12 protein-coding genes are annotated in these 11054 nt (G+C 68.8%); 7 read left to right on the top strand and 5 right to left on the bottom strand.

Going from position 1 to position 11054, the window contains the following annotated elements:
- Positions 1-3 precede the first annotated feature (3 nt).
- The 5 genes from E1267_RS21450 (at position 4) to E1267_RS21430 (ending at position 5210) form a co-directional block, all read left to right on the top strand.
- Positions 4-612: a TetR/AcrR family transcriptional regulator gene (locus tag E1267_RS21450; protein WP_132334380.1), complete on the top strand. Its 609-nt coding sequence runs from the start codon at positions 4-6 to the stop codon at positions 610-612.
- Positions 613-750: 138 nt separating this feature from the next.
- Positions 751-2856: a (Fe-S)-binding protein gene (locus tag E1267_RS21445; protein ID WP_132334376.1), complete on the top strand. Its 2106-nt coding sequence runs from the start codon at positions 751-753 to the stop codon at positions 2854-2856.
- A 148-nt stretch (positions 2857-3004) separates the two neighbouring features.
- Positions 3005-3817 carry a hypothetical protein gene (locus tag E1267_RS21440; RefSeq protein ID WP_132334379.1) on the top strand — a complete coding sequence of 271 codons (813 nt, stop codon included), beginning with the start codon at positions 3005-3007 and terminating at the stop codon, positions 3815-3817.
- Positions 3814-4881: a glycosyltransferase gene (locus tag E1267_RS21435; RefSeq protein ID WP_132334375.1), complete on the top strand. Its 1068-nt coding sequence runs from the start codon at positions 3814-3816 to the stop codon at positions 4879-4881. The genes E1267_RS21440 and E1267_RS21435 overlap by 4 nt, the downstream gene beginning before the upstream one ends.
- A gap of 47 nt (positions 4882-4928) precedes the next feature.
- On the top strand, positions 4929-5210 hold the full coding sequence (locus tag E1267_RS21430; protein WP_132334374.1) for a metal-sensitive transcriptional regulator: 282 nt from the start codon (positions 4929-4931) through the stop codon (positions 5208-5210).
- A 157-nt stretch (positions 5211-5367) separates the two neighbouring features.
- Here the strand turns inward: E1267_RS21430 and E1267_RS44480 are convergent, their stop codons facing one another.
- Together E1267_RS44480 and E1267_RS21425 are read right to left on the bottom strand one after the other, a co-directional pair.
- The gene (locus tag E1267_RS44480) at positions 5368-5529 is read right to left on the bottom strand and encodes a hypothetical protein (RefSeq protein WP_165959714.1); all 162 of its coding nucleotides are present in this window, start codon (positions 5527-5529) and stop codon (positions 5368-5370) included.
- Positions 5530-5744: 215 nt separating this feature from the next.
- Positions 5745-7079 (bottom strand): hypothetical protein, encoded by a 1335-nt coding sequence (locus E1267_RS21425; RefSeq protein ID WP_132334373.1) that lies wholly within the window; start codon positions 7077-7079, stop codon positions 5745-5747.
- Positions 7080-7154: 75 nt separating this feature from the next.
- On the opposite strand from E1267_RS21425, the gene E1267_RS21420 reads away from it, so the two are divergent.
- Complete coding sequence (locus tag E1267_RS21420; protein WP_132334372.1) at positions 7155-8036, top strand: DUF1349 domain-containing protein; 882 nt, start codon at positions 7155-7157, stop codon at positions 8034-8036.
- On the opposite strand, the gene E1267_RS21415 is transcribed toward E1267_RS21420, so the two are convergent.
- Positions 8008-8529: a gamma carbonic anhydrase family protein gene (locus E1267_RS21415; protein WP_132334371.1), complete on the bottom strand. Its 522-nt coding sequence runs from the start codon at positions 8527-8529 to the stop codon at positions 8008-8010. The genes E1267_RS21420 and E1267_RS21415 overlap by 29 nt on opposite strands.
- A 149-nt stretch (positions 8530-8678) precedes the next feature.
- On the opposite strand from E1267_RS21415, the gene E1267_RS21410 reads away from it, so the two are divergent.
- Entirely contained in the window at positions 8679-9707 is a 1029-nt protein-coding gene (locus E1267_RS21410; protein ID WP_132334370.1) for a hypothetical protein, read from the top strand.
- Between the two features lie 181 nt (positions 9708-9888).
- Here E1267_RS21410 and E1267_RS21405 read toward each other — a convergent pair whose 3' ends face one another.
- Positions 9889-10131: a hypothetical protein gene (locus tag E1267_RS21405; RefSeq protein WP_132334369.1), complete on the bottom strand. Its 243-nt coding sequence runs from the start codon at positions 10129-10131 to the stop codon at positions 9889-9891.
- A gap of 124 nt (positions 10132-10255) precedes the next feature.
- On the bottom strand, positions 10256-11008 hold the full coding sequence (locus E1267_RS21400) for a GntR family transcriptional regulator (protein WP_132334368.1): 753 nt from the start codon (positions 11006-11008) through the stop codon (positions 10256-10258).
- Positions 11009-11054: the final 46 nt, after the last annotated feature.

The following is an 11054-nucleotide window of genomic DNA, read 5'->3' as shown; positions in this document are numbered from 1 at the left end:
GGTTTGAAGCGGGGGAGGGCCTCGGAGGAGAAGACGGTCAGGCGCCGGCCCGGGCGCAGGCCGGGCTCCGCCGACACGCGGGGCGAGATCCTGGCGGCGGCCAGGAAGGTGTTCGCGGAGAAGGGCTTCGACAAGGCGACCGTACGCGGCATCGCCAGGGAGGCGGGGGTCGACCCGGCCCTGGTGCATCACTATTTCGACACCAAGGAAGGCATGTTCGCGGCGGCCATGCAGCTGCCGATCACGCCGGAGGTGGTCGTCCCCCTGCTGCTCGCCGGCCCGCGCGAGGAGCTCGGCGAGCGGCTCGTCAGGATGCTCCTGGAGGTGACCGCCACGCCGGAGACCCGCGAGCCGATGGTGGCGCTCATCCGCTCGGCCATGACCAACGACCGGGTGCGGGTGATGTTCCGTGAGTTCATCGCGAACGCGCTGCTCCACCAGGTGGCCGACCGTCTCCAGGTGCCGCATCTGCGGATCGAGGCGGCCTTCGCCCAGATGTTCGGCGTGATCATGGGGCGCTATGTGATCGGGCTGGAGCCGCTGGCGAGCGCGAGTCATGACGAGCTGGTCGAGTTGCTGGCGCCGACGATCCAGAGGTACTTCACAGGGTAGAGCATTGTTCTGTCAGCGGCGGTGACCATAGGGTATGTCGCGTACCACAGCAATGTTACCCGTGGGTAGGATCGCAGTGGAGGGCTGCGAAGCGAGTGACCGTACGCTGACAGCCAACGTCGTCTGTGGGAGGACCCCGTGCTCTGGGTAGCCATCATCGGGCTTGTCATGACCGTCCTGGCGGTGGCCGTCGCCGGCCGCCGGGTGCTGTTCCTGTACAAGCTCGCGACCGTGGGGCCACCTGCGCCCGAGCGCGTCGAGTACGCCAGGACGCACGTGGCCGACGAGATCAAGGCGCAGCTCGTCGAGGTGTTCGGTCAGCGCAAGCTGCTCAAGTGGACCGCGTCGGGCGTCGCCCACTTCTTCGTCATGTGGGCGTTCTTCATCCTGCTGACCGTCTACGTCGAGGCGTACGGCGCGATCATCCAGGGGGCGATCACCGGCACGCCCGACTTCCACATCCCGCTCATCGGCACGTGGGGCGCGCTCGGCTTCCTGCAGGACTTCATCGCGGTGGCCTGCCTGCTCGGCCTGGTCGCCTTCGCGGCCATCAGGATCAAGAACTCCCCGAAGGCGCTCGGCCGCCGGTCCCGTTTCTCCGGGTCCCACCTCGGCGGCGCGTGGCTCGTCCTGTTCATGATCTTCAACATCATCTGGACGCTCTTCCTGGCCCGCGGCGCGGCCGCCGCCAACGGCAACTTCCCCTACTCCTCGGGGGCGTTCGTCTCGCTCGCGCTCGGCGACGTGCTGCCGCGCAGCACGCTGCTGGAGGAGATCGGCCTTCTCCTGCACATCGGCTTCATGCTGGTGTTCCTGGTCATCGTGGTGAACTCCAAGCACCTGCACATCTTCACCGCGCCGCTCAACGTGCTCTTCTCCCGGCGTCCCGACGCCATGGGCGCGGCGGTCGAGATGCGCGTCGACGGCAAGCCGGTCGACTTCGAGGACGAGGACCTCGACCCCGAGCGGCTCGGCCGCGGCAAGATCGCCGACACCACGTGGAAGGGTTTCCTCGACTTCTACTCCTGTACGGAGTGCGGCCGCTGCCAGTCGCAGTGCCCCGCCTGGAACACCGACAAGCCGCTGTCGCCGAAGATGCTCATCCTCGACCAGCGCGACCACGCCTTCGCGGCGGCCCCCTACCTGATGGCCGCCGAGGCCGGGCAGCAGCACAAGGACACCGACGTGCTGGCGCTGCTGGAGAAGCCGCTGGTGGGCGAGGAGGGTGTGATCCACCCCGACGTGATCTGGTCGTGCACCAACTGCGGCGCCTGCGTCGAGCAGTGCCCCGTGGACATCGAGCACATCGACCACATCCTCGACATGCGCCGCTACCAGGCGATGGTCGAGTCGTCGTTCCCGTCCGAGGCGGGGGTGATGGTGAAGAACCTGGAGAACAAGGGCAACCCGTGGGGCATGTCCGAGATGAAGCGGGCCGACTGGATCGAGGAGCTCGACTTCGAGGTCGAGGTGGTAGAGGACACGATGCCCGCCGACGCCGAATACCTGTTCTGGGTGGGCTGCGCGGGCGCGCTCGAGGACCGCGCCAAGAAGACCACCAAGGCCGTGGCGGAGCTGCTGCACATCGCGGGCGTGAAATTCGCGGTGCTCGGCCCGATGGAGGCGTGCACCGGCGACCCGGCCCGGCGCCTCGGCATGGAATATCTGTTCAACATGCTCGCCCAGCAGAACATCGAGACGCTCAACGACGCGGGCGTGAAGAAGATCGTGGCGACCTGTCCCCACTGCTTCAACACCCTGGCCAACGAATATCCGCAACTGGGCGGCACGTACGAGGTCGTGCACCACACGCAGCTGCTGGCGAAGCTGGTGGACGAGGGCCTGCTCACCCCCGTCACGCCCATCGAGGAGAAGATCACTTACCACGACCCGTGCTTCCTCGGCCGCCACAACAAGGTCTATTCACAACCCCGCGACATCATGGCGAAGGTGCCGGGCGTCAAGACGCAGGAGATGCACCGCCACAAGGACCGCGGCTTCTGCTGCGGCGCCGGCGGCGCCCGCATGTGGATGGAGGAGCGGATCGGCAAGCGCATCAACACCGAGCGCGTCGACGAGGCTCTGACCACCGATCCTGACACCGTCTCGACCGCGTGCCCGTTCTGCATGGTGATGCTCGGCGACGCCATCAGCGAGAAGAAGAACAGTGGTGAAGCCAAGGAATCGCTCGAAGTCGTGGACGTCGCCCAGCTGTTGATCAAATCGGTCAAGGACGCTTCCTGACCATCCCAAGTCGGACTCCTCCACAGCCCTTGTGGAGGAGTTCCGCACGTCAATAGGGGTGGGGGCAGCAAATCTGGCATCCACATAACGGGAAAATCACGGTAACCTCAACGTCGCATGGCTCTATTCGACGGGGAGGGGGCTCGTGATGGGCGTCGTGGTGACGGACGCCGAAGTCACTCTGGCCGACGTTCTCTCTCTCCGGCTCGCCATCGACGAACCACTGCAGGACGGCACCGAACTGGTGTTGAGGCACCGCACCACGGGGGTGGAACGCGACGTGCTGCTCGGCACACCAGGCGCGCGGGCACGCGAGGCCACGCTCGCGGTCTCGCTCGCGCCGCTGGAGCTCAGCGCCGGACGCTGGGACGCCTATCTGCGCCACGACGGCAAACGGGTCAGGCTCCGCAGCGTCGATCCCGGCTTCTCCCTCGACCATCTCGACGCGTACGCGCTGTGCAGGCGCACCCTCGCCTACCGCTCCTACCGCACCCGCAACGGCTACCTGGCGCTGAAGATCTCCGAGGCGGAGCCGGTGGCCGAGGTGCGGGCCATCTGGTTCAGGGAAGGCCGCTTCGAGGTGATGGGCCTGCTGGCCTACACCGGGCTGGAGGACGACGACTGCCGCCACGAGGCGATGCTGACCCTCGACCGCAGGCACACGAGCGCACGGGTGTCGGCCACGGCCACCGTGCAGGGCGTGCGCTTCCACGCGGCCGTCTCGCTCGTCGACGTCCTGGCGGCCGACCACCAGGAGGGGGAGGATCCCGCGAGCTTCGGCTCGTGGGAACCGGCGCTCCGGGTGGAGGGAGTGGCCACGCCGATGAAGCTGGGGGCGCGGCTCGACGACGTCGACGGAAAACGACGGCGGCTGCACTATCCGTCGGCCACGGTCGACGGCGTGCCGATCAGACCCTGCTACACCTCTGACGACGAGCTGCGGATCGAGGTGGGCGGATGAAGGTCAGCCTGGTCCTCACGTCCGCGTACGGCATGCGCGGCGACGTGCGCGCCACGCTCAACCTCGCCACCGCCCTCGCCGAACGCCACGACGTCGAGGTGATCAGCGTCAGGCGGCAGAAGGAGAAACCGTTCTTCCCCGTCGGCCCCGGCGTGTCCATGCGCAGCGTGATCGACGCCAGACCGGGGGTCAGGCATCTGCTGCCGCGCGGCCAGGTGCGCACCGAGGTGGCGCTCTGGCGGATGTTGCGCAATCTCAGGACCGACATCCTCATCACCACCAGGCCGGGGCTGAGCGTGCAGGCCGCCAAGCACGCGCCGCGCGAGATCCTCAAGATCGCCAGGGAGTGGGGCAGGCCGGCCGTGCCGGGTCCCGTCCAACGCTTCTACCCGCGCCTCAACGCCGTCGTGACGGCCACGGACTCCGCCCAGGAGGAGTGGGCGAAGCTCCTCAGCGGAGGGCCGCCCGTGCACGCCCTGCTGGACGCGCTGCCCGCCGGGCCGTGGCCGCGCTCGCGGATGGACAACAGGATCGTTGCGGCCGGCGGGCGCCTGGTGGCGGTCAAGGCGTACGACCGGCTCATCAGGGCGTTCGCCATCATCGTGGACAAGCGGCCCGACTGGGCGCTGCGGCTCTACGGCGGCGGCCCTGAGGAGCGGCGGCTGCGCGTCCTCGTCAGCGAACTCGGCCTGCACAACCACGTCTACTTCATGGGCACGACCCCCGACCTGGCCGGCGAGTTCGCCAAGGCGTCGATCGTGGCCAGCGCCTCGCGCGGAGACGATCTCGGCATGACGGTGCTGGAGGCCATGGGCTGCGGGGTGCCCGTGGTGGCGCTCGAAGGGGCCAGGGGGGCGAAGGAGTTCGTCGCGACGGGCTATAACGGCGTGCTGGTGCCCGACGTCGAGGCCGACCCGCAGCCGTTCGCGGTGGCGCTGCTGGCGCTGATCGACGACGAGCGCAGGCGGCGTTCCCTCGCCGCGGGCGCGCTCGACACCGCGGTGCGCCACGCGGCCGACGAGGTCGCCGACCAGTGGGAGAAGCTGATCGCCGGCCTCAGGTGAGGTTCGCGGCGCGGCCCGGCTATACGGGTTACGGGTACCGTAGAAGCATGCATGGGTACAGCGGAGACAAGCAGGCCTATCTGACGCGACTCAGGCGGATCGAGGGGCAGATCCGGGGCCTGCAGCGCATGGTGGACGACGATGCCTACTGCATCGACGTGCTCACCCAGGTCTCCGCGGCCACGCGCGCGCTGCAGGCGGTGGCGCTGGGGCTGCTGGAGGAGCACATCTCCCACTGCGTGGCCGACGCGATCAACAACGGCGGCCCGGAGGCCGAGGCGAAGGTGAAGGAGGCCTCGGCGGCGATCGCCCGCCTCGTCCGCTCGTAGGGACCGATGGAGGCTAGTCCGTACGTAATGGGGACCTCGTCCGTACGTAGGAGACGGGTGGCGGGATGACTAGTTATGTGAAACCCCGGAAACCATCGTCCCGGACTCGGAGGAGTCAGGAACCCGGTTCCCGGGGCCAGAAATTAAATGATCTTTACTAGTGACTCGCTGAAGTCCGCAATCCGAGCGCGTCGTCGAGTTCGTCCAAGGTCAGCCGCCGTTCACTGACTGCCACGGCGGTGAGCACCTCGGCGTAGAGCGCAATCTCGTCCAACGCGACACGGTCGTGGACCCGAGAGTCCAGGTCGTTGTGCCCCACCGCGTCGTCCTTTCCTTCCGCAGCCCACACCCTCTTCGAGGTTACGGCGAAGACCCTTCAGGCGACATGGCCCATCGGGGTCATTCCTTTCCGCGCCATGGGGGCCCCAGGGGGATCATTTCCCGAGGCGCAGATCACAATTCAGCGAATTTCCTGTTATCGCAAGTGATGGAACGATATAGGCGGAGTTAGGGTGAAATATCGGCATTAGTGCTTTACGTGTGACCTGTGTGACGATCGTCGCGCTGGTGAATGATCTTACGCACGAGTGCCGCCTGTCCCGCCAGCCCCCGCTCCGGCAGCTTGGCCCCCGTCAGCCTGCTCCACGCCAGCCCCATGGCGTACGCGGCCCCCAGCACCGCCGCCGTGCTCCCGCGGTCGGGTGGCGCGATCTCGGCCACCGGCGCGGGCGCCGTCGACACCCCGCCGGGCCGCCCCTGTACGGGGAAGCCGTCGGGCTCGGTCTGCTCCCTCGCCGAGGTGCCGGTGATCCCGGCCCGCGCCAGTTCGTCGTACGCCATCCTGAGCCGGTGGTCCAGCAGCCCGGGCAGCACTCCCTGGGAGTCGGACAGGTCGGCGAGGAGTGCCGCCGCGGCCGCCGGCGGGTGGGGCGTGAACCGCAGCGTGTCCACGAGGTCGTAGACCGAGTGCGAGAAGTGCGCCGCGGGGTCGCTCTCCACGAGCGTCGCCCGGGCCAGCCGCGCGGGGCGGCGCCGCAACCACGCCTGGCGCAGGATCTCCTCGTCCACGTGTGCGTCGTCGATGCCCTGGTGGCGCAGCATGGGCTCGACCATCGTGAGCAGGGCGAGCGCCCGCGGCCTGAACCGGGTGTCGGAGAGCAGGATCTGCGCCGTGTCGGCCATCACGGCCGCCAGTCTGAGCGCGGCCTTCGGCCGGCCCGCCCGCAGCCGTTCGGCCACGAGGGTGGTGAGGTCGAGCAGCGGCGGCGCGGGCAGCCAGCGCACCCACTCGTCCCCGGGCAGCGGGCGGCACAGATATTCGCCGAACACCGTGATGAGCCGCTCGTTGCCGTCGAACGCCGGCGCGTACGCGCACCACATGATCGTGCCCCAGACGGCGGCGACGGTGCTCGGCACGTCGGAGGCGAAGATCTCGCCGAAGGCGGTCAGCGGGTAGTCGAGCTCCGACCTGCGCCCGCCGGCCCGCAGCAGCACCCGCACCCGTTCCGTGAGGCTCTCGGACACGTCCGGGCCGATGAACGCCTGGGTCGAGCCCGGCTCCGCGTGGAAGTCGGAGCCCTCCGGGATCACCTCGTCGGGCAGCACCGCCGCGGGATGGCCCACCTGACGCGCCCGCGTGCCGCGCGGCGGCGGCGCGAGGAGCCAGCGGCCGTCGGCGGGATCGTGCAGGTGCCACCGGGCGTGGGCGCCGAAGAGCCACCTGTCGCCGTCGGGGGTCACGAGGATCCTGGCCGCCAGGACGTGGGCGCGGTCGGGCGGCGAAAGCGCCTGCCAGCGTGGGTCTGCGACCATCGCCCGGATCTCGGCCTCCGCGGAGGTGAACACATCCCAAGGTCGCACGGCCGTCATCGTACTGGCCGTACCCGGCTTATCCATCGGCTTTTCACGGCAGAATGTTCCAGTATGAGGGCGAAGGTAGCAGGGGTGCTGGCGATCGTAGGCGTGCTCTCCGGCTGCGGCACGGGCGCGGCGGCGCCGCCGTCGCCGACCGGGCCCGGCGTGCTCACGCTGGAGAACGCCACGCCGCCGGCGCCCGGCGGTGAGGTGGGCGAGGCCACGACGGAGTTCAACGACGCCGCCGACCTGTCGATGTGGACCAAGCTGAGCAAGACCGAGAAGGACATCGACCGGATCGCCAAGCTCGACGTCGACAAGACCGCGAAGGGCTCGCTCTACATGGAGCCCAAGACCTCGGCCTGGTTCGACGGCTTCCGCGGCCCCTTCGTCTACCAGGAGCTGGCCGGCGACATCGTCATGCACGCCAGGGTCAAGGTCGAGGGCAAGGCGGGCGGCCGGCCGAAGCGCAAGTTCTCGCTCGGCGGCCTGATGGCCCGCCAGCCCGGCTCGTACGCCAAGCCCAACTGGGTGTCGATCACCACCGGCACCGCCGAGAAGCCCGGCCAGATCGAGGTGAAGTACACCAAGGACGGCAGCTCCAAGCCGGAGGAGCTGGCCGTCAAGGACGGCTGGGTCGAGCTCGTGCTGGCCCGGGTCGGCCGCGTGTTCGTCGCGCTCTACAAGGAGGAGAAGGGCACGTGGAAGGTGGGGCAGCGCTGGCCGTCCACCCTCCCCGACGTGCTGCAGTGGGGCATCACCGCCTACACCGACTGGGACAGCTACAACACGCTGAAGAAGGACGCGGACAAGGGCAACGCCAAGCAGGTCACGGGTCAGCCCGACCTCAAGCTGACCGTCGACTATGTGCGTTTCCTGCGGCCGGAGCTGCCCGACTACGCCGACCCGCTGAACAACGCGTCGGTGACGGACGAGGTGCTGATCAAAGCGATGACGCCGTCCGGTGCCTGAGTGCCTTGGCCGCGTAGTTGTCCGGCGTGCGGGCGAAGGAGTCGCGGTCGCCGTCGGTGAGCTCGCGCACGATCTTCCCGGGCACGCCGGCGACCAGCACGCCCGAGGGGATCTTCTTGCCGGGCCCGACCAGCGCCCCCGCCGCCACGAGGGTGCCCGCTCCGACGCGGGCGCCGCCCAGCACGATCGCGCCGATGCCGATCAGCGCGCCCGACTCGACGTGAGCGCCGTGGACCATGGCCTTGTGGCCGAGGCTCACCCGGTCTTCGAGGATCGCCGGCTCACCCGGGTCGGCGTGCAGGCAACACAGATCCTGTACGTTGCACTTTTCGCCGATTTCGATCCGCTCGTCGTCACCCCGGAGAACGGAGCCGTACCAGATGCTGGACGCTCGGCCCACCCGCACGCTGCCCACGACCACGGCCCCAGGCGCGATGTACGCCTCGGGATGAATGTCCGGAGCTGCCCCGTTATCCAACGCTGCTATGTACATCCGTCACATCGTAATTCCTGCTCCGGGTATGGCGTTCGGGTTGCGGACGTGGGCAGATGGCAGGAAAGTCGTTTCCTGACGTCTCGTTGCCGAACCCTCACAACCCGCAGTTTTCCCCCGCCTCACGCAAACCACCCTTAGGTACCCCCATGACAAACCAGCACGAGAGCCTCCCCGATCTGATGCAAGAGGACACCTTCGAAGTCGTGATGCGCGGCTACAACCGCCGTCAGGTTCACGACTACATGGTCCGTGTCCGAAACCAGGTACGTGATCTTGAAGAGCGGCTGGCGCGCGCGATCGATCAGGCCGAGCAGGGCCGTATCGAGCTGGCGGAGGCCAGGCGCCGCATGGTCGAGACGCCACAGAGTTATGAGGACCTCAGCCCTCGCCTCGCGCAGATCCTGCGGTTGGGCGAGGAGGAGGCCGCGGCCAAGCGTGAAGACGCCGAGGCCGAGGCCGCCAGCGTGCGCGACGGGGCCAAGTCGGAGGCCGAGCGCCTGGTGACGACGTCCCGCGAAACCGCCGACAAGATCCTTTCCTCCGCCCAGACCGAGGCCGAGCGGCGGGTGAACGAGGCCACGCAGTCGGCGGAGCGGATGCTGGCCCAGGCGGGCGCCGACGCGGAGGAGCAGCTCACGGCGGCCCGCAACGAGGCGGAAGAGGCGCTCAGAGCGGCCAAGGCCGAGTCGGAACGGGTGCTCGCGGCGGCCCAGACACAGTCGGACCAGCTGCTGCAGGACGCCAACGCGCAGGCCGAGCAGCTGGTGACGGGCGCACGAGAGGAAGCCGACTCGATGCTGGAGTCGGCCAGGCAGCGCACCGCCACGCTCGACGAGCAGGCGGGCCGCCGGGTCGAATATCTGACCAACACGCACACCGAGGTCGTGCGGCGGCTGACCGAGGTCAGCACCGTGCTCGGCGACCTCATGCGCAGCGAGTCGGCCGCCGGGCCGCTGATCCCCGACAACGCGATGCCGCCCGCGCCGGCGTCCGGCGCGATGCCTGCCCCGGCGTCCGGCACCACGCCCGCGCCGGCTCCTGCGCCGGCTCCTGCTGGGCCGCAGGAGGACGTGCGGGTCGTCGTCGACGAGGACGACTCGGACAAGACCCAGAAGGTCAAGGTGTCCGACGACACCGAGGTGAACGTCATCCGTCTGTCCGAGGTGAACAAGTAGGGCCGCTGCCCGCCGTGGCGGGGAGACGACGGTGCTGAGCGGAAGCCCCCGCCCCCGATAGGGTCGGAGGCTTCCGCGTTCGTGGCCCCTCCGTGCCTGTGGTGGCCCGGTGCCGGGGCCGCCGAGACGCTGGACCCGGCACCGGGCTGCTCGTGGTGGCGCCGGTCGCTGTCGGCCGGCGTCAGGGAGGTGCGGGGCCGGCCCGCCACGAGTGCTGCTCGCCGGCCCTTCTCTCCTGGTCCCGGAGCTGGTCGCGCAGGCCCTCCGGGTCGTCCGCGTCGATGGTCATCGCGCATCCGGCCTCGCGCTGCGCCGCGCTGATCGGATGGTGTCTCGTGGCCCACCAGCGGCCCGCATCGCTCCGCCAGATGGTCCAGTGAGGGAACTCCCGGGCTATTTCGGCAAGATGTCGGTCAAAGGACATCTCCGTCCACCTTTCCCGGGCCCCCAGGCGAGGTTCCATCTCCTTAGAAGATGCTCCACCTCTCTAGAGAATTCTATGATCGTGACGGTCAGGTCAACCTTCCCGCTTGACAGATCGCCTTGACCTAGGCATCGAAGTCGTACTGGAGTACGTACGCGGCGGAGTCCAGCACCATCTCGTTGACCTCGACGGGCAACCCTCCCGACGTGTACGCCGTGCGGGCGATCACGATCACCGGCGTGCCCCCCGGCAGGTCCAGCATGGCGCTCTCGCGCGGCGCCGGCATGCGGGCGCGCACCTCCTCGGTGAAGTGGGCGGGCGGCACGCCGAGGTCGCCCAGCCTGGCGTAGGCCCCGCCCGGGCCGGTGTGGGGGAGGGTGATCGCGCTGCCCTCCACCAGGTGGGCGGGGAAGAAGGAGGTGGACAGTTGCACGGGCCTGCCGTCGACGGAGTAGCGCCGCCTGCGCACCCAGACCTCCAGGCTGTCGAGTACGCTCGCCACCTCGTCGGACGCCTGCTCCAGCACCACCTCCACCCGGTCGACGTCGAAGGGACGGCCGCGCGCGTCGGCGTCCCAGATGGCCCGTCCCTGACCCCACTGCTCGCGTGACAGCCGGCGTGAGCCGTGCCTGCGGATCGGTTTGAACAGTCGCACGTAAACCCCCGAACCTCGTTTGGGCACTGCCAACCCTTCATTGATCAGTACGGCAAGCGCTTGCCTGGCGGTCGCCCGTGCGATTGCGTATTCGGCCATCAGCGCGTTCTCGCCCGGTAGTCGGTCCCCGTCGCGCAGTTCGCCGGACAGGATCCGGGCGCGGAGGCCGTCGGCGATGCGGCGATAGATAGGGGGCTCGTGGGGTACCGGGGATTCAGACACGTTTGATCACCCTCTGTCACCAACCAGGTAGTGGCGTCTCCAGAGA

Source organism: Nonomuraea longispora (genome assembly GCF_004348345.1).
GTDB lineage: Bacteria > Actinomycetota > Actinomycetes > Streptosporangiales > Streptosporangiaceae > Nonomuraea > Nonomuraea longispora.
This window is presented reverse-complemented; position numbering and strand designations above follow the sequence as displayed.